Origin of the sequence: Nocardioides sp. Root682, from assembly GCF_001427795.1 — a bacterium.
Lineage (GTDB): Bacteria > Actinomycetota > Actinomycetes > Propionibacteriales > Nocardioidaceae > Nocardioides.
Window position 1 is genome coordinate 2,578,608 of record NZ_LMHJ01000001.1, and the last position, 22,814, is coordinate 2,601,421.

19 protein-coding genes are annotated in these 22,814 nt (G+C 69.8%); 12 read left to right on the plus strand and 7 right to left on the minus strand.

The genetic code is table 11. The features are described 5' to 3' along the window. Positions 1-47: 47 nt before the first annotated feature. Complete coding sequence (locus ASD84_RS12105; protein WP_056710348.1) at positions 48-377, minus strand: hypothetical protein; 330 nt, start codon at positions 375-377, stop codon at positions 48-50. Between the two features lie 122 nt (positions 378-499). Between ASD84_RS12105 and ASD84_RS12110 the strand changes: the two genes are divergently transcribed. The 6 genes from ASD84_RS12110 to ASD84_RS25525 all read left to right on the plus strand — a co-directional run bounded on the left by ASD84_RS12110 (position 500) and on the right by ASD84_RS25525 (position 8,898). Beyond that, positions 500-2,437, plus strand: coding sequence for an amino acid transporter (locus ASD84_RS12110; protein WP_321164026.1), 1,938 nt, complete (start codon positions 500-502; stop codon positions 2,435-2,437). A 119-nt stretch (positions 2,438-2,556) separates the two neighbouring features. After that, positions 2,557-3,147 (plus strand): DUF664 domain-containing protein, encoded by a 591-nt coding sequence (locus tag ASD84_RS12115; RefSeq protein WP_056710350.1) that lies wholly within the window; start codon positions 2,557-2,559, stop codon positions 3,145-3,147. Next, the gene (locus ASD84_RS12120; protein WP_056710353.1) at positions 3,140-3,478 is read left to right on the plus strand and encodes a 4a-hydroxytetrahydrobiopterin dehydratase; all 339 of its coding nucleotides are present in this window, start codon (positions 3,140-3,142) and stop codon (positions 3,476-3,478) included. Before ASD84_RS12115 ends, ASD84_RS12120 begins: the two co-directional genes overlap by 8 nt. A 175-nt stretch (positions 3,479-3,653) precedes the next feature. Continuing rightward, positions 3,654-4,289, plus strand: a complete 636-nt coding sequence (locus tag ASD84_RS12125) for a hypothetical protein (protein WP_056710356.1) — start codon at positions 3,654-3,656, stop codon at positions 4,287-4,289. A gap of 343 nt (positions 4,290-4,632) precedes the next feature. Next, positions 4,633-6,411, plus strand: a complete 1,779-nt coding sequence (locus ASD84_RS12130) for an LPXTG cell wall anchor domain-containing protein (RefSeq protein ID WP_056710358.1) — start codon at positions 4,633-4,635, stop codon at positions 6,409-6,411. A gap of 354 nt (positions 6,412-6,765) precedes the next feature. After that, positions 6,766-8,898, plus strand: a complete 2,133-nt coding sequence (locus ASD84_RS25525; protein WP_056710360.1) for a hypothetical protein — start codon at positions 6,766-6,768, stop codon at positions 8,896-8,898. Positions 8,899-9,047: 149 nt separating this feature from the next. Here ASD84_RS25525 and ASD84_RS12140 read toward each other — a convergent pair whose 3' ends face one another. Further along, complete coding sequence (locus tag ASD84_RS12140; protein ID WP_056710362.1) at positions 9,048-9,881, minus strand: sigma-70 family RNA polymerase sigma factor; 834 nt, start codon at positions 9,879-9,881, stop codon at positions 9,048-9,050. A 294-nt stretch (positions 9,882-10,175) separates the two neighbouring features. Here ASD84_RS12140 and ASD84_RS12145 point away from each other — a divergent pair, with 294 nt between their 5' ends. After that, positions 10,176-12,137 (plus strand): choice-of-anchor E domain-containing protein, encoded by a 1,962-nt coding sequence (locus tag ASD84_RS12145; RefSeq protein ID WP_162251528.1) that lies wholly within the window; start codon positions 10,176-10,178, stop codon positions 12,135-12,137. 30 nt (positions 12,138-12,167) lie between these two features. Then, positions 12,168-12,962: a choice-of-anchor E domain-containing protein gene (locus ASD84_RS12150; RefSeq protein ID WP_056710366.1), complete on the plus strand. Its 795-nt coding sequence runs from the start codon at positions 12,168-12,170 to the stop codon at positions 12,960-12,962. 119 nt (positions 12,963-13,081) lie between these two features. Here ASD84_RS12150 and trxA read toward each other — a convergent pair whose 3' ends face one another. Both trxA and ASD84_RS12160 read right to left on the minus strand, forming a co-directional pair. Then, on the minus strand, positions 13,082-13,447 hold the full coding sequence (trxA, locus tag ASD84_RS12155) for a thioredoxin (protein ID WP_056710368.1): 366 nt from the start codon (positions 13,445-13,447) through the stop codon (positions 13,082-13,084). 135 nt (positions 13,448-13,582) lie between these two features. Continuing rightward, a complete protein-coding gene (locus ASD84_RS12160; protein WP_082573325.1) occupies positions 13,583-14,362 on the minus strand; it encodes a glycoside hydrolase family 25 protein in 780 nt (259 codons plus the stop codon). 32 nt (positions 14,363-14,394) lie between these two features. On the opposite strand from ASD84_RS12160, the gene ASD84_RS12165 reads away from it, so the two are divergent. Continuing rightward, entirely contained in the window at positions 14,395-15,363 is a 969-nt protein-coding gene (locus tag ASD84_RS12165) for an NAD-dependent epimerase/dehydratase family protein (protein WP_056710371.1), read from the plus strand. A gap of 34 nt (positions 15,364-15,397) precedes the next feature. Next, positions 15,398-16,270, plus strand: a complete 873-nt coding sequence (locus ASD84_RS12170) for an exodeoxyribonuclease III (protein ID WP_056710373.1) — start codon at positions 15,398-15,400, stop codon at positions 16,268-16,270. Between the two features lie 5 nt (positions 16,271-16,275). On the opposite strand, the gene ASD84_RS12175 is transcribed toward ASD84_RS12170, so the two are convergent. Then, positions 16,276-17,502, minus strand: coding sequence for an MFS transporter (locus ASD84_RS12175; protein ID WP_235531067.1), 1,227 nt, complete (start codon positions 17,500-17,502; stop codon positions 16,276-16,278). Positions 17,503-17,593: 91 nt separating this feature from the next. On the opposite strand from ASD84_RS12175, the gene ASD84_RS12180 reads away from it, so the two are divergent. Then, positions 17,594-18,058, plus strand: coding sequence for a hypothetical protein (locus ASD84_RS12180; protein ID WP_056710375.1), 465 nt, complete (start codon positions 17,594-17,596; stop codon positions 18,056-18,058). A gap of 3 nt (positions 18,059-18,061) precedes the next feature. On the opposite strand, the gene ASD84_RS12185 is transcribed toward ASD84_RS12180, so the two are convergent. Together ASD84_RS12185 and ASD84_RS12190 are read right to left on the minus strand one after the other, a co-directional pair. Next, a complete protein-coding gene (locus tag ASD84_RS12185; RefSeq protein ID WP_056710377.1) occupies positions 18,062-20,584 on the minus strand; it encodes a glycoside hydrolase family 65 protein in 2,523 nt (840 codons plus the stop codon). Continuing rightward, on the minus strand, positions 20,581-21,333 hold the full coding sequence (locus tag ASD84_RS12190) for an HAD family hydrolase (RefSeq protein ID WP_235531068.1): 753 nt from the start codon (positions 21,331-21,333) through the stop codon (positions 20,581-20,583). The genes ASD84_RS12185 and ASD84_RS12190 overlap by 4 nt, the downstream gene beginning before the upstream one ends. A 73-nt stretch (positions 21,334-21,406) precedes the next feature. On the opposite strand from ASD84_RS12190, the gene ASD84_RS12195 reads away from it, so the two are divergent. Continuing rightward, positions 21,407-22,762: a cytochrome P450 gene (locus tag ASD84_RS12195; protein WP_056710379.1), complete on the plus strand. Its 1,356-nt coding sequence runs from the start codon at positions 21,407-21,409 to the stop codon at positions 22,760-22,762. Positions 22,763-22,814: the final 52 nt, after the last annotated feature.

Genomic DNA, 22,814 nt, shown 5'->3' on the forward strand with positions numbered 1-22,814 from the left:
CCCCACCTCCTGACGTGCGCGCCGGTCGTCGTACCGACGGAAGGTGCTCATTGTGCTCCCGACACCAGCACGGCCACACCGGCGTACAACCCGAGGCGCAGCAGGTCGGCCGGCGCGAACGTCAGCACTCCGAAGTCGTTGACCGCGAAGCCCGTGGCGAAGGCCCAGGCGGAGACGCCGACGCCGATGGCCAGTCCGAGCGGGAGCACCACGCACCAGGCCGCCGCGATCGCGAGGAGCAGCACGACGCCGTACCAACCCGAGAGGGGGAGGGCCGTGCACATCGCCGCACCGACCAGGAGCGAGCCGCCGGCCATGCCGAAGCGGACCTCGGGTCGATCGACCGGGGTCGCGGTGTGCAGGGTCTGTTGCCGCATGCCTCCAGTGAAGGCCACCTGTCGGGGAGAGAGCGGGTTCCTGACAACTTCCTGACGCGTCCGGCTGTTAGGGGTCCGTTAGGGCGCGGGGAAACGCGTCGGGACAGGAGTTGCATGGAGCCGTGTCCATCTCCACCACGCCGTCCGCTCCGTCATCCCGGCCTGACGGCACTGTCGCGACGACCGACGAACACCCAGCCGAACACGTGGCCGAGCAGCCCGAACACACCCGCCCCTGGTGGCAGGTGATGTGCCTGACCGGCGTCGACTACTTCTCCACGCTGGGCTACCAGCCGGGCATCGCGTTCCTCGCGGCCGGCCTGCTCAGCCCGCTGGCGACGATCATCCTCGTGCTGCTCACCCTGTTCGGGGCGCTGCCCGTCTACCGCCGTGTCGCGCAGGAGAGCCCGCACGGGCAGGGCTCGATCGCGATGCTCGAGCGCCTGCTGCCCCGGTGGCGCGGGAAGATCTTCGTGCTCGTCCTGCTCGGGTTCGCGATGACCGACTTCATCATCACGATCACCCTGTCGGCCGCCGACGCGAGTGCGCACGTCGTGGAGAACCCGCACGTCCCGGACTTCCTGCACGGCCAGGAGCTGTGGATCACCCTCGGCCTGATCGCCTTGCTGGGTGGGGTGTTCCTCCGCGGCTTCAAGGAGGCCGTCGGTGTCGCCGTCGTCCTGGTCGTCACGTACCTGCTGCTCAACGCCGTCGTCATCGGGGTGGCCGCGGTGCACGTCGTCCAGAACGGTCACGTCGTCACCGACTGGTCCACGTCGCTCACCGCCGAGCACGGCAACATTGCGCTGATGATCGCGGTGTCGTTGACACTGTTCCCGAAGCTGGCGCTGGGCCTGTCCGGGTTCGAGACCGGTGTCGCCGTGATGGGCCACGTCAAAGGCGCTCCCGATGACGACCCGATCCGGCCGGAGACGCGGATCCGCAACACGAAGCGGCTGCTGACGACGGCCGCGCTGATCATGAGCGTCTACCTGATCGCGTCCAGCCTGGTCACCACCCTGCTCATCCCCACCCAGGAGTTCGAGGACGGCGGCGAGGCCAACGGCCGTGCCCTGGCCTTCCTGGCCCACGAGTACCTCGGCAACACCTTCGGCACCGTCTACGACGCCTCGACCATCCTGATCCTCTGGTTCGCCGGCGCCTCGGCGATGGCCGCGATGCTGGCCCTGATCCCTCGTTACCTGCCGCGCTACGGCATGGCGCCGGAGTGGGCGGGCGCGGTGAAGCCGCTGGTGTGCGTGCTGACCGCGACCGCGTTCCTGATCACCTGGATCTTCGACGCCGATGTCGACGCGCAGGGCGGCGCCTACGCCACGGGCGTCCTGGTGCTGATCACGTCGGCGAGCGTCGCGGTGGCGCTCGCCGCGCGCAAGGCGCGCCAGCGCGGCTGGACGATCGGCTTCTCCCTGATCGCCCTCGTCTTCACCTACACGACCCTCGACAACATCAAGGAGCGTCCGGACGGCGTGAAGATCGGTGGCTGCTTCATCGCCGCGATCATCGCGGTGTCCCTGCTCTCCCGCCTGACCCGGTCGCTGGAGCTGCGCACCACCGAGATCGAGTACGACGCCAAGGCGGACGCGTTCATCCGCGACTGCGCGCGCCGTACCCTCCGGCTGGTCGCCCACGACCCGGAGCACCGCGACGCCGGCGCCTACCGCGCGAAGGTGCGCCAGATCGTGGACTCGCACGACCTGCAGAACGGCGGGGACCTGGTCTTCGTGGAGGTGGTGGTCGAGGACTACTCCGACTTCGAGAGCCGGATCGAGGTCGAGGGCTCCGTCGTGCACGGCGAGTTCCGGGTGCTGCGGGTGCACGCGGCGACCATCCCGAACGCGCTCGCCGCACTGCTGCTCGACCTGCGCGACAAGTCGGGTGTGCGGCCGCACATGTACTTCGAGTGGACCGAGGGCAGCCCGATCGCGCAGATGGCGCGGTTCCTGCTGTTCGGCACCGGCGAGGTGGCGCCGCTGACCCGCGAGGTGGTCCGCCGGGCCGAGAAGGATCCGAAGCGGCGGCCGCACGTGCACGCGGGCTGACCGGACCGGGAAGTCATACGAACTGGTCGCTCGGGCAGCCAGATCGCATGACGTCCCGCGCGGCGTTACTCGCCAGTCACCCCTAGCCGGATGTCGGCGGCCCGTTCTAGCGTCGAAGCATGACGGCTTCCTTCACGCTCGACATCGACGTCGCACGCCCCGAGCCACCGCTCGCAGGTGACGAGACGGCGACCCTGCTCGGCTCGCTCGAGCGCCAGCGCCTGACCTTCGCGTGGAAGTGCGGCGACCTCGAGGACGAGGAGCTCGGGCTGACGCTCGGCAGGTCGACGATGACGCTCGGTGGGCTCCTCAAGCACCTCGCGCTGGTCGAGGACGAGGTGTTCACGCGAGCGCTGCTGGGGCGTCCGTTGCCGACGCCGTGGGACACCGTCGACTGGGAGCGTGACTCCGACTGGGAGTGGCGAACGGCGGCTGACGACAGCGCCGAGTCGCTCTACGCGCTGTGGCAGGGCGCCGTACGCCGTTCCCGCGCTGCGGTCGCGAAGGCCATGCGGGGCGACGGGCTCGACCACCCTGCTGATGCCTTCGTGCACGGGGGTCACCCCAGCCTGCGTCGCCTGGTCGTCGACATGATCGAGGAGTACGCCCGCCACGTCGGCCACGCCGACCTCCTGCGCGAGTCGATCGACGGCCTGACCGGCGAGGACCCGTCCGACGTCGTGGCGGCCTACCCGCGGCTGGATGCCTGACGTGGCCCACGCCTACGAGTCACTCAGCGCCGAGGAGTTCACTGCCGACGAAGGCGTCGAGGACTGGCGCGTCTCGGGGGTCACCGCCGAGGCGGTCTTCGCGACCGGCAGCTTCGTCACCGGGCTGGCCCTGGTCAACGAGATCGGCCGCTTGGCCGAGGAGGTCAACCACCATCCCGACCTGACCCTGACCTACCCCAGGGTCGGCGTCAGCCTCACCACGCACGACACGGGCACCCTCACCACCGCCGACCGCGACCTCGCTCGTGCGATCTCTGCCGCGGCGCGTGCACTGGGGGTCGTGGCGGACCCCGGCTCGACCGACGCCTGACCGGTCACCTCGGGCGACCGGACCGGGCCGCGCCTGTGGTGAAGAACGCGGTGACCAGAAGGCGCCTTTGCCCATCAACCTGTGTCACGGTGTAGCAGAATCATCAACGCCCATGGGGGGTTTGTTGCCCTCCCTGGCAGAGGGGGGTGGCGTTGTGGTCGATGGACTCATGGGGATGGCCGACGTGCCCGCTCCCGTGCCGTACGACGACGGTCCGGCGTCGTACGAGCTGTTCGGGGTGAACTGGGTCCGCCGGGTCCTGCACCTCGAACGGATCCTGAGGACGGTGGACCAGGTGCTGGGCGACCAGATCGCGCTGGGACCGATCGGTGCCGGCCCCGGTCGCGCCTTCGCGAGCATCAGCTTCGTCGGTACCTACCACCCGACCACCGGCCACGAGATTCCTGCCGAGCTGCTGACCTACGCGTTGAACCTGCCGATCAGCGTGGTCTTCGACCTCGACCTGCCGATGGACCGGCTGACGTTCAACGGCGAGGTGGTCATCCCGTTGGTCCTGGTGGTGCACACCGAGGAGCCGTTGAAGCTCCGCCTCGAGCTGCGCACACCGACCGAGGACCAGATCCAGCTCCAGCTCCACACCGACACGCGCCGCGGATCGGTGATCCGCAAGATCGCCGGGATCGACGGCGAGCTGCGCCGCTTCGTGCTCAAGGTGATCGACACCGAGCTGCGCAAGCCCTACGTCAAGAAGGCGACGCACCTGGACATGGAGGCGTTGATCAGCGAGGCCTGGCCCGCACTCACCCAGCAGTTCCTGCCGCGGGGACCCGAGGACCGCCGGAGCGAATGAGCGGCTGAGCGTCAACCGGGGGGCAGTGAGACGCAGATCACCGACGGCCAGGGTTAAATCTGGCGGATCCCCACCAATTGGGTCCTTGGTCCCGGGCTGGTCCCCTACGTTGTTCGGAGGAACCGGTTGCCCGTGGGGGTTGCAACCGGTCGGAGTGCGAACGGCCGCGCAGGGACGCGTCGGTCGGATCGGCTCCGCATCGCCCTTCTTCGGAAGCGATGCCTGGTTGTTGTTGGACGAGGCCGCGGACTGCCCGCGCCCGAACACGTGGGGACACACGATGCTTGACTCTTCGCGCCCTTTGCGGCGCCCATTCTCGCGTGGAGGCCGGCTCGCGCTGGTCGTGCCGACCGCGCTCCTCGCCGTCACGGCGATGATCTCGCCCAGCTTCGCGGACGACGTGACGCCCGACGACGGTGGCGAGACGCCCGCCGTGACCGAGACGCCCGTGCCGTCGGCCGAGCCGGATCCGGCTCCTGCGGTCGACCCGGCCCCGGCCGAGACGGTGCCCGAGCCGAAGTCCGAGCCGAAGTCGGAGCCCAAGTCCGGCTCCCAGCACTCCGCCCCGACCCCCGGTGCGGCGTTCACGGACGGTGACGACGAGTCGGCCGACGTGGAGCTCGCCGTCGCCGTCAAGGACGACGAGCCCGACGACAAGAAGGTCGTGGTCTGCAAGTACGTCGGCACTCCGCCGGGCGTCCCGGACCACATCATCGTGGTCAGCAAGAACGCCGCCCTCAACAAGGGTTGGGTCGAAGGTCAGTTCCCCGGACCGTTCGCGGACGCCCACGACTCGGTCGCCCTGCGCTGGGCCGTCGGCAACGAACAGCCCGGTGACGAGGAGCTGGGCGACTGCCCGCTCGCCGCGGCCACCGTTCCCGAGGTCCCGGTCACGGACGCCTGTGGTCCTGACAACGCCGTCTACGGCGCGGTCCCGACCGGCCACTACACGATCCTGCGCAACCTGGACGGCTCCATCACGCTGAAGGCCGACCCTGGCTACGAGTTCCCGGGCGGCTCCGACGAGCACGTCTTCGTGGCCCCGACGGACTCGAACGAGCCGTGCGACGAGCCTTCCGAGATCGAGGCTCCCGAGATCCCGGTCACCGACCCCTGCGGTCCCGACAACGCCGTCTACGGCGACGTCCCCGCCGGTGCCTACGACGTCGACCGCCACGACGACGGCAGCATCACGCTGACCGCCCTGGGCGACGCGACCTTCGCCGGTGGCGACAAGACCCAGGACTACCCCGCCCCGGTGGACAACGGCGTGGTCTGCACCGACACCGAGAACGAGAAGAAGGTCGTCGTCTGCAAGTACGTCACGACGCCGGGTGGCGAGCTCGACCACATCATCATCGTCAGCATTGCGACGCTCATCCAGGACGGCTGGGACGGCGTGACCTTCCCCTTCGACTTCGGTGACGCGCACGACTCCCGCGCGATCCGCTTCGCGAAGGACGGTGAGCACAAGGATGACGTCCCGCTCATCGACTGCTCCGACGAGGAGCCGGCCGAGATCGAGCCGCCGGTCGTTCCGATCGAGGACTCGTGCGACACCGGCAACGCCGTCTACGGCGAGGTCCCCGAGGGTGCCTACGACGTCAAGGTCAACGAGGACGGCAGCATCACGCTGACCGCCCTGGGTGACGCGACCTTCGCCGGTGGCGACAAGACCTACGACTACCCGGTGCCGGTCGAGGAGAACACCGAGGCCTGCCCGATCGTCGACGACACCCGGGTGGTGCTGTGCACCTACCCGGCGACGGCCCGCGCGGCAGCGCCTCTCGGCACGATCGTGATCCTCGACCTGCTCGACGTGGTCGCCCACGGCTTCGACGGCGTCTTCCCGTTCGACTTCGTCGAGGGCAGCACGGCGTCGACCGTGATCCGCTACGCCAACGAGGGCGAGGTGGCCGAGGACATCGACGCCATCGCCTGCGGCGTCGACGGTGAGATCGAGGAAGAGGTTCCGGGCGAGGTCGGTGGCATCGCCGAGGAAGCGCCGGCCGCTGCTCTCCCCGACACCGGTGGCCCGGCTGGCTGGCTGGTGCCGCTCGGTGCCGGACTGGTCCTGGCGGGTGCCGCCCTGGTGCTGGCCCGTCGCCGCGAGACCGTCTGATCCGAGGCAACCGGTCTGACCGGATGATCGCCCCGTCGCAGCTCAGCTGCGGCGGGGCGATTGCCTTCCGGGAGCGTGCACCGCCCCTGGAGGCCCCGTCGGACTATCGTTTCCGATGGTTTTGGGCAAAATCCGTCGAATTCGGCGTCGATGGCGCTAACAACCCGCCTAACGTCCGTGGTGGGAGCTGATCGCGAGTGGGGTTGTGATCAGCAAGAGGGAGTGTTCGACCGAGGTCACGCACAGTCGCGTGGCCGGGGCCGAGCGCTCCTTTTTCGGTTTGGGGCCGTCCCGCTGTGACGAACTCCAGGCCACGGGTCACCGTGGCCGACCAAGACGTGGGGACACAACGACATGAAGACATCTTCGCGGCGCGCGCGCCGCCCGCTCCGTCGCGGAGGCCGGCTCGCGCTGGTCGTGCCGACCGCGCTGTTGGCCATCACTGCGATGGTCTCGCCCAGCTTCGCCGACGACGTGACGCCCGACGACGGCGGCGACCCGCCGGCCGTGGTCGAGACGCCCGCCGCTGACCCGGCACCTGCTCCCGACCCGGCACCTGCTCCCGACCCGGCACCTGCTCCGCCGAAGGACGAGCCGAAGGACGAGCCCAAGGACGAGCCCAAGGACGAGCCCAAGGACGAGCCCAAGGCTGAGGAGCCCGAAGCCGAGGAGCCCAAGGCCGAAGAGCCCGCCGCGGAGCTCCAGGAGATCCCCGCGGACGCCGTACCTGCCGGTGAGGAGGCCGACGAGGGCGCCAAGCTCGTCCAGAAGGCCGCCATCCAGGCCCTCGACGTGATCAACACCGACAAGGTCATCGTCTGCAAGTACTCCGCCACTCCTGAGCTGGGCGAGAAGGCCCAGACCGTGGTGATTCGTGACCGGCCGAAGTCGGTGACCCTGCCCGTCACGTTCCCCTTCGACTTCCAGGACGCCCAGATCGCCTCGATCGCGGTCCGGCACCCGTTGCAGGGCGAGAACTCCAACACGCTCGACGTCGACAAGGAGTGCCCGCCGTACGTTCCGCCGGGCATCGTGGTTGCTCCCGACCTGGACGTCAACGACGCCTGCGGTCCCGGCAACGTCGCGTATGTCCTGCCGCCTCCGCCGGGGCACTACACCTACGTGCTGAACGACAACGGCAGCGTCACGCTGACCGCCACCACCGGCTACGTGTTCCCCGGTCCGTCGGCGACGTACACCTACGACCCGCCGGTCGACTCGAACGCACCCTGCCCGGCCACGGCGCCGGACCGGCCCGGGACCACCGACCCGTGCGGCCTGAACAACGCGTACTTCTCCTCGGTGCCCCCGAGCACCGAGCAGTACACGGTGGTTCCCTCACCCCTGGTGAAGCCGACCACGATCACGATCTCCGCCAACCCCGGCTTCGCGTTCAACCCGCCCGGTGATGTCGTCTACACGGTCGTGGACTCGGGCGAGCCGTGCTTCGGTCCCATCCCCCCGGAGCCGACCACGGTCGACGACTGCGGTCCGGGCAACGCCTACTTCACCGACATCCCGCCGAGCACCGACGAGTACACGGTGCTCCCCGAGCCCGAGGAGAAGCCGACCAAGGTCACCTTCACCTCCACTCCCGGCAACGCGTTCGACGGTGGTCTGACCGAGTTCTCCTACACCGTCGTGGACGAGAACGTGCCGTGCCCGGCCACTGCTCCGGGCAGGCCCGCGACCATCGATGACTGTGGTCCGAACAACGCGTACTTCACCGACGTGCCGGAGAGCACCGAGGAGTACACGGTGGTGGCTGAGCCGGCCGAGAAGCCGACCACGGTCACGATCACGGCCAACGAGAACTTCGTGTTCACCCCGGACGAGCCGGTGATCTACACCGTCGTCGACTCGGGCGACCTGTGTGTCGTCGTGGCTCCGGAAGAACCCGACGTGACCGATGACTGTGGTCCGGACAACGCCTACTACACGACGGTGCCGGAGAGCACCGACGAGTACACGGTGGTGGCCGAGCCCGAGGTGAACCCGACCAAGATCACGATCACGGCCACCGAGGGCAACGCGTTCGACGAGCAGGACACGCTCGTGATCGTGTACGAGGTCACCGACAGCGGTGAGGCGTGCCCGATCTACGTGGCGTGCGTCTACCCGACCGCACAGGTCGATGGCGCAACCCGCGTTCCGGTCACGGTGATCCCCAAGGGCGTCATCGACATCATCGACCAGGCTGAAGCGCTCCTCAACGGCTTCCTCGGGACCTACCCGTACAGCTACACGGCTGGTGCCACGACGGTCAAGATCCTCCAGGAGCTCGCTCCCGGTACGGATCCGGCCAGCCTGGACGCCGCGACCCTGTGTGGATCGGTCGCAGGCATCGTCGAGGAGCCGCCGACGGTCGGTGGCATCGCGGAGCTGCCGGACACGGGTGGCCCGGCCGGTTGGCTGGTGCCGTTCGGGGTGCTGCTGACGATGGCAGGCGCCGCACTGATCATGGTGAGGCGACCCCACTCCGCCTGACCGTGGTCGGGTGCCCCTCACCGGACATTGTCCGGGAGCAGTGAGGGGCACCCGACGACCCGGGTCCGCCCGGGGTTCGCTCCGTCGGCGTAGCGCTACATCGACGGAGCGAACGTCGTTTCCGGCCGGGTCGAATCAGCCGGGCGGGATCAGCCGGCGATCGATGCGCCTTCGTCGACCTGCGGTACGACGCCCGCGACCACCGTCGCGGTGCGCAGCCGCCGGATCGGTCGGCTCCCCTGCAGCCGGAAGAAGCGCAGCCTGCGGTTGACCTGCTCGAGGTCGGCCAGCAGCGGCGGGCACGTCGCACACGACGACAGGTGGGCGTCGACCCGGCAGCTCACCGGGGAGCTGAGCGTGGATCTCACGTAGCGGCCCAACCGCTCGCGCACCCAGTGACACTCGCTGGTCTGGCCGGGCTCGCGCCGTACGAACTGGTCGAGGTAGGCCGCGCGCAGGCCCTCGCGTCCGCGATAGGCCAGCGACGACACGGCCGCCGGCTGCAGTCCCATCAGCGCGGCGGTCTCGGCGATGCTGCGTTCCTCGACCTCGAGCAACCTGATCACCTGTTGCCAGGCGTCCGGGAGGCTCGCGAGGGCGGCCGCGGCGAGCTCGGCGTCGAAGTCTTCGGCCGGGTCCTCCAGTGGAGCGATCGCCGCGTCGAGCAGCCACGGGTGGTCGGACGCCGGCTCCTCGTGCCCGCCGCGACGCCGGAGGTCACGGTGCCGGTTGCGCATCGTCGTGAACAGGTAGCCGTGGAAGTTGGAGGTCGGACCCCCTCCGACCGTGAAGCGGGCGACCACCCGCGCGAACGCGTCGGCCAGGAGGTCGTCCGCGTCGTCGAACCCGACCAGCAGGACCGCCAGGCGGTGCGCGGCGTTGCGATGGAGCTCGTAGAGCTCGCCGATCGCAGCGCCGTCACCGGTGCGCGCGCGCGTCAGGAGCTCGGTGTCGTCCAGCGACGGTTCCGGCGTCGTGATCACGATGGCTACCTCGGGTGGCTTCGGATCATTCGACGGTAATCACGGGTCCTCGGATTCCGCCGGGGAATGGAGAACTTCGGGACCCCAACGGCGAAGTCTTTACCAAAGTCTTTACGATCCGCGCGTCATCCACGCCTCCGAACTCCGTCATGGAGGCGAAGGGACTTTTGTCCCGGTCGCCTGCGATGCTCCCGTCCGGCGGCGAACACTCGAGTACAGAGGTGCCTCCCTATGAGGACAATCGGTACGGCTCGAAGGCGAATTGGGGTCGCTTTCGTGGTCGGAACCGCCGCGATGGCAATTCCGTTCATCGCCGCTGCTCCGGCGCACGCCGCAGACATCACGGAATCACACGAAGGCTCGGTCACGGTCGAGTCGTTCCCGAGCACCAAGCACGTCCTCCTCGACCAGTTCGACGACGACGGCGGCCTCCTGCAGCTCACCAAGGTCAAGGTCACCGCGACTGTCGACGGTGAGCTCGAGGGCTCGGTGAAGAACCTGAGCGCTTCTCAGAACAAGACGCTCCACGGCGAGTTCAGTGCCGGGATCGTCGTCAACGGCACCGGGGTCACCGACCTCGCGGCCGAGGGCTCCGACACCGAGACCTGGAACCTGGCGCCGGGCGCCAGCGCGCCCATCTCTCTCATCGGCAACGACTCGTCCGAGGCCACGATCACCGATCCGGACGTGCTCGAGGGCTTCGTCGGTGACGGAACCGTCGACTACACGGTGGCCAGTGACGTCAGCGTCCAGATCGACGGGCCGGCGCCGTACAAGACCACCGGTGTCGCGGGTGGCGAGGCGACCGTCAAGGTCGACTACACCTACGAAGACACCTGTGTGGTCGACCCGGACTCGGAGATCTGTGCACCGGCCGAACCGGACTGCTCCACCGACGGCGTCTCCGTCACGAAGATCGCGCCGGTGAAGAACGAGACGGAGCAGGTGTTCGACCTCGATGGTGGTGGCACCTTCTCGATGACGCTCCTCGCGGAGTCGAACCCGATCGGTGAGATCTTCAACTGGACGTCGACGGTCGACGTCTTCGAGATCCAGGTCAAGGGCGGCCCCGGCTTCGAGCCGTACTTCTACCCCGCCGGTTCCATGGGCGCCGACGGACTCCACGCTCCACTGCAGGTCAGTCAGGACACCTGGCACTCGGTGAACTACATCCTGGTGTGTTCTGCACCGGACGAGCCGACCTGCGAGGACGACCCGACGATGGACGGCTGCTCGCCTCCGGACTGCCTGGAGAGCGACAGCTTCAAGATCGATCCGGTCACCGCTGGCGACCACGCGTTGCCGGGTGGTGGGACCTTCACGATCGTCAAGCACGACAGTGAGGAGGCCGGCGAGACCTTCGACTGGACCTCCGACGTCCCGATCTTCTGGATCAGCGTCAAGGGTGGGCCGCAGGCGATCCCGCAGCAGTTCTTCGACTACGCGCCGCAAGGTGCGACGTCAGACGATGGGCTGCACGCACCGTTCAATGACAACAGCGGGAAGTGGTACGGCCTGAGCCACCTCACGATCTGCGCGGGTGACTCCGAGCCGACGTGCGAGGACCAGCCGGACATGGACGGTTGTGGCGAGCCGACCTGTGAGGAGGACCCGAACCAGGAAGGCTGCACCGAGCCGACCTGCGAGGACGACCCGAACATGGAGGGCTGCGCGCCGGCATCCAACCAGTGCGACACGGTCGAGGGCTTCAAGATCGACCCCGTCACCGAAGGTGATCACGGTGTCTTCACCATCACCGACATCTACAACACCGACGACGGCCAGGTCTTCGACTGGACCTCGACGGTGCCGATCCTCGCGATCACCGTGAAGGGCGGGCCGGTCGCCAACGATCCGCAGTTCTACTCCTACGCACCCGACGGTGCCACGAGCGGAACGGGGCTCCACGCCATCCTCAACCCGAACAGCGGCAAGTGGTACGGCCTCAGCCACCTGTGCGTGAAGGCGGACGAGCCGACCGGACCGGCGGGCCTGACCTCGGAGACACCGCGCAAGGACCAGAAGGAGTCGAAGGAACAGCCAGCGGCCAAGGTCGACCCGGTGCCCGCTCCGAAGCAGGACGACGACGAGGGAGATGTCGATCCCGAGCCCGAACCGGCCCCCGAGCCGGAGCCCGCACCCGAGCCCGAGCCACAGGTGGAGGAGACGCCGCCCCCGGCGCCCGAACCCGCCGCGGCGTCCGAGCCCGAGCCCACCCCCGAGCCGGCTGCAGGCGACGCGCCTGCGGGCGAGTAGAGGGAGGCGATGATCATGCGAGGAGCATTGATGACGAAGCGGGCACTGCGGATTGCGGCAGCGACTGCAGCAGCGTCGCTCACGGTCTTCACCATGGGGGTGGCGCCTGCGACAGCAGCCACCGGCGACACCCAGACCGTGAGCTTCAACCTGGGAGACCTCGACGCGTCGGGAACGGGACAGATCGAGCAGTTCGATCCCGCCCTCGGCACGTTGACCTCCGTGAAGATCGAGGCGGAGGTGACGATGGACTTCGCGGTCTGCGTCACCAACCTCAGTGAGGCGACGGCGTCGGTCAACAGCGGCAACGTCTCGGGCGCTGCGCCCCTGACGTTCGCCGGTGACCTCGTCGCCGAGACCTCGGGCGCACTGGCGGTACCGGCGTTGGAGCTCGCAGCCAACACGGGCACCGACGGCTGCGCGGCCTGGCTCGAGGCGGGCGGCGATCCGAACACCCAGCCGGCAGGGGCGAACAGCCGCCTGACGGCGGGCACGGACACCGACACCTACTCGGCGACCATCACCGACGAGGCCGCGCTGGCGCCGTACACGGGAACGGGCACGGTGGGCTTCGACTACGACGCCACCTCTGCGTCGGACCTGGCCCAGCCGTCCGAGTGGACGCTGGTCTTCCTGGCCTCGGGCGAAGGTGAGGTCTCCGTGACCTACACCTATGACGAAGGGGATGTCGGAGGTGAGGTCGAGGGCACTGACGACGCGTTGCCCAACACGGGTGGTCCTGCTGGATGGCTCGTTCCTGTCGGGGCCGGCTTGGTACTTGCCGGCGCCGCGTTGGTCATGGTGAGGCGTCCCCACTCCGCCTGACCATGGTCGGGTGGTCCTCTCCGGACCCACGTCCGGGAGCAGTGAGGAACATCTGACGAACCCGGTTACCCGGGTGTTCGCCCCGCCGCAGGAGCGCTCTTGCGGCGGGGCGAACGACGTCAGGAGTCGTTCGCCCCGGTGTCCTCGGCCTCGTCGGCCGGTACGTCGACCGCGCGCACCGCAGCGATGACCTGCTCCAGTGCGGGAGCAGGAAGGGCGCCCGCCTGGGAGAACACCAGGGTGCCGTTCTTGAACGCCATCAGTGTGGGGATGGACGTCACCCGCGCCGCCGAGGCGAGCTGCTGCTCCTCCTCGGTGTTGACCGATCCGAACACGAGGTCGCCGTGCTGCTCGGCCGCGGACTCGTAGATCGGCGCGAAGTTGCGACACGGGCCGCACCACGACGCCCAGAAGTCAACGAAGACGATGTCGTTGTCGAGCACGGTCTGCTCGAAGTTGCCGGACGTCAGGTCGATGGTGGACATGACACGTCAACGCACCACGGGGCCCGAGTGTTCCGAGCGCTGAGGGGTACCGCCGGATCCACCGCTCGAGCACCCCGGACAGTGGATCACGCTCAGCGAGTGGCGGCGCGCGACGAGTGGTGGATCGGCCGGGGCTCAGGCCGAGGGTTGCATCAGGTTCAGGTCGGCGGGGCCAGCAATGCCGGGCACGGAGCCGTGGTCGTCGTACTGCCAGATCTCCCAGTCGCGGCGCGGGGCGCTGTCGCCGAGGCGGCGTACCCACTGCGGGTGGTCGGCGAGGTCGGCGGCGAAGCCGAAGCGTTCCTCGAAGTCGGGGTAGAGGTAGACCACCGTGCTGGTGTCGTACTCCTCGTCGACTGCGGCGAGGAACTCGCGCACCTCGGCGAGCAGCACCTTGCGGGTGGGCGGGTTCGGGCAGCTGCCGACGAGCTCGAGGTCGACGGCGGGGGCGAGGGCTGCGGCGCCCTCCTCGCCGAGCACGTCGATGAAGTGGGCGGCCTGCGCAACGCCGTCCGAGCAGAGCTGGAAGTAGTGGTAGCCGGCGACCGCGATGCCTTGCCCGGTCGCGGCTGCGCGGTGTCCGGCGAAGCGCGGGTCGACGAATCCGGTGCCCTCGGTGGCCTTGAGGTCGGCGAAGGAGATGCCGTGGTCGGCGACCTTCTGCCAGTCGATCGGTCCCTGGTGGTGGGAGGCGTCGATGCCCTGCCGCGGGGAGAGGTCGTCGCCGACCTCTGCCTCTGCCTCGGTCTCCGTCGGGGCAGGTGCGGTGCTGGTCTCGACAGGGTCGACCGGCGGAGTCGCCGACGGGGTCGCGACAGACTCGACCTCCGGGGTGGACGAGCCCCCGCACGCCGCCACCAGCGCCGCCACCAGCGCGGCCACGACGAGCGTTGCCACGGCACTCCGGAGTTTCATGGGCTCAGCCAACCACGTGGTCAGATGGGGGGATGAGACTGCTCGTGCTCGGTGGCACCCGGTTCCTCTCCCACGCGGTTGCGGCGGACGCCGTACGGCGGGGGCACGAGGTGGTCTGCGCCAATCGTGGCCAGTCGGGCAACGTGCCGCCCGGGGCGTCCCTGGTCCGGTGGGACCGCTCGGATCCGGCGCCCGACGCGCTGACCGACGATGGTCCGTTCGACGCGGTCATCGACATCGCCCGGCAGCCCTCCCACGTGCGGCATGCGCTCGACGCGGTCGCGGACGCGCACTGGGTCTTCGTCTCCTCGATCTCCGTGTACGCCGACGACGCCGATCCGTCAGGTCCGGGAGTCGGCCCGCTGAAGACGCCGATCGCCGAGGACGTCGACCTCGCGACGGATCCCGAGGCGTACGGCGGCCTCAAGGTGTCCTGCGAGCAGCTGGTCCAGGACGGTGCGGCGTCGGCGGCGGTCATCCGTCCGGGCCTGATCGTCGGACCGGGCGATCCGACGGGCCGGTTCAGCTACTGGGCACGGCGGTCGCTCGCGACGGGCGAGGTCCTCGGGCCCGGTGACCCGGCCGACCTGGTCGAGGTGATCGACGTCCGCGACCTCGCCACGTGGTTGGTCGATCTCGCCGAGCGCCGCACGACCGGCACCTTCGACGCGATCGGCGCGCCGGTCCCGTTCGCGGACCTGCTGCGTGATGCCCTCCCCGATGCGGAGGTGGTGTGGGTCGACCAGGAATTCCTGTCGGGTCACGCGGTCGAGCCGTGGGCCGGTCCGAACAGCATCCCGCTCTGGCTCCCGCGTCCCGAGTACGACGGCATGCTGGCCCATGACGCAGCGCCGGCTGTGGCTGCCGGGCTGGTGCTGCGCCCGGTCGCCGACACGACGCGTGACACGCGGTCCTGGCTCGAGGCCGATCCGGCGGCGCGCATCGACGGGATCACGGTCGAGCGGGAGGCGCAGCTGCTCGCCGCCTGGAAGGACCGCTGACCCAGCCCGCGGGACGTCCCACTAGCCTCAGCCGGTGCTTCGCGTCGCCACGGTCAACATCAACGGCATCCGGGCCGCGCACCGTCGCGGCTTCGGTGACTGGATGGCCACGCGCGGCTGCGACGTCATCACCCTCCAGGAGGTGCGCTGCCCCGTCGACGCGCTGCCTGCGGAGGCGTTCGGTGACTTCCACGCGTCGTACGACGCCGGCACCATCCCGGGGCGCAACGGGGTCGCCGTGCTGACCAGGACCCCGCCGGCGCAGGTGCGCACGTGGGCGGTGCCGGATCCAGCGCGCCCGTTGCCGCGAGCGCTGCGCCCCCACGCGCTGGAGGGCCGCTACATCGAGGTGGACCTCGGCGACCGTCCGATCACGGTGGCCAGCCTCTACCTGCCCAAGGGTGGGCTGCCGGCGCACCTGCAGGACCCGAAGCGGATGCGGGAGGCACCGGACGGCGGAGCCAAGTACGCGCGGAAGATGGCCTTCCTCGATGGATTCGCCCGTCACCTGACGACCGCCCGCCGCAACGCGGCATCCGTCGGCCGGGAGTTCCTGCTGACCGGCGACCTCAACGTCGCCCACGGACGCCAGGACGTCGCGAGCTGGCGGCGCAGCAACCAGGTCGAGGGCTTCCTGCCCGAGGAGCGGGCGTGGCTGGACGGCCAGCTGACACCCCGCACCCTGGTCGACGTGGTGCGCCGACTGCATCCCGACGAGGACGGGCCGTACTCCTGGTGGAGCTGGCTGGGCCGCGCCTACGACAACGACGCCGGCTGGCGCATCGACTACCACCTCGCGACGCCGGGGCTGGCGCGGTCGGCGCGGAGCGCGGTGGTCGACCGCGACCACCGCGGCACCCGGCTCAGCGACCACGCGCCGGTCGTCGTCGACTACCACATGAACTGACGACGTCAGGTGAGGTCGAGCTCCCCGCGCACTGGGACGACCGCGATGGCGAGCAGCGGGAGCAGGCCGGCGAGGGCGAACGTGGCGCCGAAGCCCCAGTAGGTGATGGACAGTCCCGCGACCGGCGGTACGGCGACCGCGGCGACGTGTTGCGCCGTGTTCTGCAGGCCGAGCGCCCGGCCGGACCAGAACGGACCGGCGCGCTCCGCGACGGCCGTGAAGGCGAGACCGTTGTCGGCGACGGTGATGGCGGAGGCGACGACGAGCAGCACGACCGCCAGCACGGTGACGACGCCGGACCCGCCCGTCTGTCCGGCTGCCAGCCCGAGCAGCGCCATGGTCACAGCGGCGATCAGCGCCACCGATCGCATCGGCCGCATCCGGCTGCCGACGACGTCGGAGACCCAGCCCGCGCCGATCCGGGCGGCGGCGCCGGCGACCTGGGTGCCGGCGATGACGAGGCCGGCCGGGCCCGGGGACCAGTCGAGGTCCTCGACGAGCCAGGTCAGGCCGAAGGTCCACACGAGGAACTGCGGGACGACCAGGAGCACCGAGGCGCCGTGGATGCGGGCGAGGAAGGAATCGGTGCGGTACGGGTTCGCGACGCTGCCGGCAACGACGGCCGGGCGCGGCGGGTCGATCACGACGAGAGCGACGAGGAGGGCGCTGACGGTGGCGGCGCCCGTGGGCACCCACAGGGCGGGCCCGATGCCGTGCGCGTGGGCGATGACCGCGACGGTGCCTGCGGCCAGGCCGACGCCGAGGGGTTGGCCGGTCTGCCGGATCCCCATCGCGAAGCCGCGCCGCTCGGGCGGGAACCAGCCGACCACCACGCGACCCGAGGCCGAGTTCGTCGCAGCCGCGCCGATCCCGGCGAGGGCCAGGGCAGCGGCCATCGGCCACGGGTCGGCGGCCGTGGTGGCCAGTGCTCCGCCGAACGCAGTGACGAGCAGGCCGCTCAGCAGAGCGAACCGCTCTCCGCGACGGTCGACGACCAGGCCCCAGAGCACCAGCGTGCACATCATTCCGGCCATCGATGCGGACGCGACCAGGCCGGCCTCAGCGAGGCTCATGCCGTGTCCGCCCTCGGCGACCGGACGGTGCAGCTCGGGGATCAGGAAGGCCGGTGCCACGACCATGGCGGCCGACGCGGCCTGCGACCCGGTCCCGACCGCGAGCATCGCCCAGCGGCGAGCAGTGCTGATCTGCTCGGGGGCGGCGGTCGCGGTCACGGGTCAAGTGAACGCCCGGGGGTCCCCGAGGTGCACATCGTTCCCCCCAACCCGGGCTGTGACATCAGTCTCGTGGGCCTAGGGTCGGGCCATGAAGAAGCGCCTCGCAGTCGTCGTCGCCTGCTGCTGCATCAGCCTCACCGGCTGTGGCGACGACGAGCCCGCGAAGTCGGGCGAGAAGCCGTCCCAGACCGTCGAGCCCACGCTGACCCACGACGAGGTGATCAAGCAGGGCGACGCCATCTGCGCCGCGAGCAACGAGAAGATCGACGCCGCCAACGACAACTTCATCAACCCGGACGAGCCCACCGAGGCGGAGTTCCGGGTGGCGGTCAGTGACGTCGTCATCCCCGAGCTCACCGACCAGATCAAGGACCTGCGGGCGCTGAAGGTGCCGGCGGACGACGCCGCCACGATCACCGGGATGCTGGACGCGATCGAGGAAGACCTCGCCGTCCTCGAGCGCGACCCGCTGGCCTTGCTCCAGGACACCACGTTCGCCCGGGCGAACACGATCGCGCAGGAGTACGGCTTCCTGGTCTGCGGCCAGGCCTGACGGTCAGTCGCCCGTCGGCACGATCGCGGAGATCACCGTTCCGTCGGCGCGCTGGATCCCCGCCGGGTACGGCGGTTCGCCGTCGAGGCGCGGTCCCTGGTGCTTCAACGGGAGGGTCACCGGGGACCCGGCGTCGACGGTGACCGGCTCGTCGCGCACGCAGAAGGTCAGCGGGCCCGCGCCGTCCTCGACGAACAGCTCGAGCTCCTCGGGTCGCACGGTCACCCGAACGCGGGTGCCGCGCAGGGTCACCCGGTAGACGAGCGAGGACCAGCCCTCGGGCAGCCGCGGGTCGATCTGCCACTGCTCCTCGCCGGCGGCGGAGCCCGTGTCGCGGAAGCCGCCGAACCCGGACACCAGCGCGCTCCACACGCCGCCCGTCGAAGCGACGTGCACCCCGTCGGCGGTGTTGTTGTGACGGTCGTCGAGGTCGACGAACAGTGCCGACACGAAGTAGCGCAGGGCCAGCTCGTGGTAGCCGACTTCGGCCGCCACGATCGACTGCATCACGGCTGACAAGGTGGAGTCGCCGGTCGTGATGGGGTCGTAGTAGTCGAAGTCGGCCTTCTTCTGCTCGGCTGTGAACTCCTCACCCTGGAGGTAGAGGGCGAGCACGACGTCGGCCTGCTTGAGCACCTGGAACCGGTAGATCACCAACGGGTGGTAGTTCAGCAGCAACGGGCGCTTCTCCAGCGGGGTGTTCTCCAGGTCCCACATCTCGCGCTCGAGGAAGTGCGCGTCCTGCGGGTGGATGCCAAGGAACTCGTCGAACGGGATCGACATCCCTTGCGCGCACTCGGCCCACTCGTCCGGTTCCTCCGCCGTCAGTCCGGTACGACGGACCAGGGCCGCGTAGGCGTCGGGGTCGTCGCGCTCCAGCTCCCACACCGCCCGGGCCGCGCGACGGAGGTTGAAGCGCGCGAGCACGTTCGTGTAGAGGTTGTCGTTGACGACGGTCGTGTACTCGTCGGGTCCGGTGACGCCGTGGATGTGGAAGGTCCGGCGGCTCTCGTCGCGCCAGAACCCCAGGTCCGCCCACAGTCGGGCGGTCTCGACGAAGATGTCGACGGCCGCGTGGGACAGGAACTCCTCGTCACCGGTGGCGCCGACGTACTGGCTCAGGGCATAGGCCACGTCGGCGTCGATGTGGTACTGCGCGGTGCCGGCGGCGTAGTAGGCCGAGGCCTCCTGGCCGTTGATGGTCCGCCACGGGAAGAGTGCCCCCTTCTGGGAGAGCTCGCGGGCGCGGGCACGGGCGTTGTCGAGCAACGCGTGCCGGAACCGCAGCGCGTTCCGCGCGGCCCACGGGATCGTGTAGGTGAGGAACGGCATCACGTAGATCTCGGTGTCCCAGAAGTAGTGGCCGCCGTACCCGGAGCCGCTCACTCCCTTCGCCGCGATGCCCTGGCCCTCGGCGCGTGCCGAGGCCTGCAGGATCGAGAAGAGGTTCCACCGGATCGCCTGCTGGATGGCGGGGTGCCCGGGCACCTCGACGTCCGCACGCTGCCAGAAGTCGGCGAGCCACGCCTCTTGCGCGGCGTACTGGTGCGCAATGCCCTCCTCGTGCGTGCGGTCGAGGGTGCGCTCGCAGCGGTCGATGAGCTCGCGCGGCGGCACGGTCGCGGCGGTGTGGAAGGACACCACCTTGGTGAGCTTCACGGCGACCCCGGGCTCGGCTGCCACGCGGTAGATCACCTTCGCCATGTCGTCCTCGGAGTGCACGCTCATCGACGTGTGGGCGACGGTCTCGAGCGTGTGGTCGGCCACCACGCCGAGCGTCATGCCGCTCTCGGCGGTGCGATAGCCGAGCTTGATCCGGCCGGTCGCGGGATCGGCGCCGTGCAGCCGGGGAACCAGCACCCGCCCCTTGAACGCCTCGGCCCGGCGCGGGTCGCTCGCGGCGCCGCCACCGCTGGTGCCGAGCGGGACCTCGACGTCGGCGTCCTGCCGGTTGATCAGCTGCGAGGAGATGACCAGCGACGCCCGCTCGTCGAGCAGGGTCACCTCGAAGCTCAGCACCGCGAGGTGGCGCTGGCCGAGCGGGACCATCCGGGTGCTGCGCACCTTCACCCGCTTGCCACCGGGGGTGCGCCAGATCAGCTCCCGGGTGAGTACGCCGGTGCGGAAGTCGAGCGCGCGCTCGTACTCGATGAGGTCGGCCACCGAGATCTGCAACGGCTCGTCGTCGACGTACAACCGGATCACCTTGGGATCGGGCACGTTCACGATCGTCTGGCCGATGCGGGCGAAGCCGTAGGCCTCTTCGGCGTGCGAGATCGGCCAGGTCTCGTGGAAGCCGTTGATGAAGGTGCCGTCGAGGTGGGCGTCGCGGCTCTCGGAGTAGTTGCCGCGCAGGCCGAGGTAGCCGTTGCCGACGGTGAACAGCGACTCGGTGGTGCCGAGGTCGGCGGCCGAGAAGCGGGTCTCGACCAGGCGCCACGGGTCGACGGGGAAGCGGGTGCGGTCCAGTGGATCGGCGACCGGTGGGGCCTTGTGCGAGGGGCCGGGACCGTCGTGGGCGTTCATCGGGGCTCCTCCAGCAGCTGGGCGAGATCGGTGACGACGAGGTCCGCGCCGGCCTCGACCAGGGCGTCGGGTCCCGCACCCCGGTCGACTCCGATCACCAGCCCGAAGGCGCCTGCCCGTCCGGCGGCCACGCCGCTCGTGGCGTCCTCGAGGACGACCGAGCGTGCGTCGGTGGCGCCGAAGTGGGCGGCGGCGTAGGAGAAGGTGTCGGGCGCGGGCTTGCCCGGCAGGCCCAGCTCGGCCGCCAGGCCGCCGTGGACGACGATGCCGAAGTAGTCGGTGAGGCCCGCGGCGGCGAGCACGGCCGGGGCGTTGCGCGACGACGACACGACCGCCAGGTGCTTGCCGCGTCGGTGCAGGTCCTCGACGAGGGCGACCGACCCCGGATAGGCAACCACGCCGTCCTGGGCCAGCACCTCGGAGAACACGTCGTTCTTGCGGTTGCCCAACCCGCAGACCGTGGCCGCGCTCGGCGGATCCGAGGGGGAGCCCTCGGGGAGGGAGATGTCCCGCGACGCGAGGAACGCCCGCACGCCGTCGTACCGCGGCTTGCCGTCGATGTGGTCGAAGTAGTCCTGCTCCGTGTACGGCGCGTGCGCGACGCCGTACTGGGCGGTGTGCGCAGCGAGGAACGCCGTGAACATCGCCGCCCACGCGTGCATGTGGACCTCGGCGGTCGGTGTGACCACCCCGTCGAGGTCGAACAGCACGGCGTCCCAGTCGTCCCAGCTCACGGTGTGATCAGCCACCCGCTCAGGCTAGCCGCCAGCGGCGATGCCAACGGTTTCACGCGTGTCACGAAACGTCTGGTGGAATGGGGCCATGCGTAGGCTCCCCCTCGTCGGTCCCAAGGTCGGGCCGGTGTTCGACCCCATCTTCGGGCCGCTCAGACAGCGCGTCGGCATCTGGCTCCTCAATCGGACCATGCGCAACGGCATCGACCTGCGCAAGCTGCGCTTCCTGCCCGACTCGGTGACCCTGCCGCTCAAGCGCGACGGGCTCGACCCGTTGCCCGCGCTGATGGACGTGCAGGCGGAGGCGCCGGTCAAGAAGCTCGCCGACATGTTCGGCAAGACGGTCTGGCTCGTCAGCGGGTACGACGAGGCCAAGGAGGTCCTGGCCGGTGACGCGGCGTCGTGGTCCAACGACCTCGGCCAGTTCGTCTCCCAGGAGGGCAGGTCCGACGAGGAGCAGATCGGCGGGCTCGGCATGATCGACCCGCCGCTGCACACGGAGCTGCGCCGCTACCTCACCCCCGAGTTCACGATGCGCCGCCTCGCGCGCCTGCAGCCCGGCATCGAGGAGATCGTCTCGCAACGCCTGGACGCGATGGCCGCGGCCGGTGCCGACGGCCAGGCCGTCGACATGGTGCAGGAGTTCGCGTTCGCCGTACCCTTCGACGTCATCTGCGACCTGCTCGGCCTGCCGGTCGACGACCGCGCTCGCTTCCTCGAGCTCGGTGTGGCGCGGTTCGACCTGACCGAAGGCGGAGCCGGGGCGTTCGGCGCCGCGGCGCACACCCGCGAGTTCCTGATCAACGCGGTGCGCGAGCAGCGCAAGAACCCCGGCGACGGGCTGATCGGCGCGCTGCTCAAGGAGCACGGCGACACCCTCGACGACGTCACCCTCGGCGGCATCGCCGACGGTGTCTTCCTCGGTGGCTACGAAACGTCGGCCAGCATGCTGGCGCTCGGCACGTACCTGATCGCGACCACCCCCGAGGCGGGCCGGATGCTCCGCTCGGACCCGGAGTCGGTCGACCGCGTGGTCGAGGAGCTGCTCCGCCACCTCTGCGTGGTCCAGCTGGCGTTCCTGCGCTTCGCGAAGGCCGACGTGGTCGTCGGCGGCGTGAAGATCAAGGCCGGCGACGCGGTGGGCGTCTCCCTGCTCGCCGCCAACCGCGACCCGAAGCTCGGCGACGACCTCGGCGACTTCGACCCGACCCGCGAACCCACGCGCCACCTGGCCTTCGGCTGGGGCATGCACCGCTGCGTCGGCGCCGAGCTGGCCCGGATGGAGCTGCGCACGTCGCTGCGCATGCTCGCCGAGCGTTTCCCCGACCTGACCATGGCCGCGGACATCTCCGCGCTGGAGTTCCGCAAGCTCTCCGCCGTGTACGGCGTGGAGGCGCTGCCGGTCCACCTCGCCGGCCCGGTCCGGGAGACCGCCACCGTCTGATCGCGCCCTGCGTCATCTGCCCGTAAACAAACAGTCATGCTTGACTGTTTGT

Excerpts from the sequence above, each read along its gene's own strand:
- ASD84_RS12105 (WP_056710348.1), bottom strand. The coding sequence starts at position 377 with ATGCGGCAACAGACCCTGCACACCGCGACCCCGGTCGATCGACCCGAG.
- ASD84_RS12115 (WP_056710350.1), top strand. The coding sequence starts at position 2,557 with ATGACGGCTTCCTTCACGCTCGACATCGACGTCGCACGCCCCGAGCCA.
- ASD84_RS12120 (WP_056710353.1), top strand. The coding sequence starts at position 3,140 with ATGCCTGACGTGGCCCACGCCTACGAGTCACTCAGCGCCGAGGAGTTC.
- ASD84_RS12125 (WP_056710356.1), top strand. The coding sequence starts at position 3,654 with ATGGCCGACGTGCCCGCTCCCGTGCCGTACGACGACGGTCCGGCGTCG.
- ASD84_RS25525 (WP_056710360.1), top strand. The coding sequence starts at position 6,766 with ATGAAGACATCTTCGCGGCGCGCGCGCCGCCCGCTCCGTCGCGGAGGC.
- ASD84_RS12145 (WP_162251528.1), top strand. The coding sequence starts at position 10,176 with ATGGCAATTCCGTTCATCGCCGCTGCTCCGGCGCACGCCGCAGACATC.
- ASD84_RS12150 (WP_056710366.1), top strand. The coding sequence starts at position 12,168 with ATGACGAAGCGGGCACTGCGGATTGCGGCAGCGACTGCAGCAGCGTCG.
- trxA (WP_056710368.1), bottom strand. The coding sequence starts at position 13,447 with ATGTCCACCATCGACCTGACGTCCGGCAACTTCGAGCAGACCGTGCTC.
- ASD84_RS12160 (WP_082573325.1), bottom strand. The coding sequence starts at position 14,362 with ATGAAACTCCGGAGTGCCGTGGCAACGCTCGTCGTGGCCGCGCTGGTG.
- ASD84_RS12165 (WP_056710371.1), top strand. The coding sequence starts at position 14,395 with ATGAGACTGCTCGTGCTCGGTGGCACCCGGTTCCTCTCCCACGCGGTT.
- ASD84_RS12180 (WP_056710375.1), top strand. The coding sequence starts at position 17,594 with ATGAAGAAGCGCCTCGCAGTCGTCGTCGCCTGCTGCTGCATCAGCCTC.
- ASD84_RS12185 (WP_056710377.1), bottom strand. The coding sequence starts at position 20,584 with ATGAACGCCCACGACGGTCCCGGCCCCTCGCACAAGGCCCCACCGGTC.
- ASD84_RS12195 (WP_056710379.1), top strand. The coding sequence starts at position 21,407 with ATGCGTAGGCTCCCCCTCGTCGGTCCCAAGGTCGGGCCGGTGTTCGAC.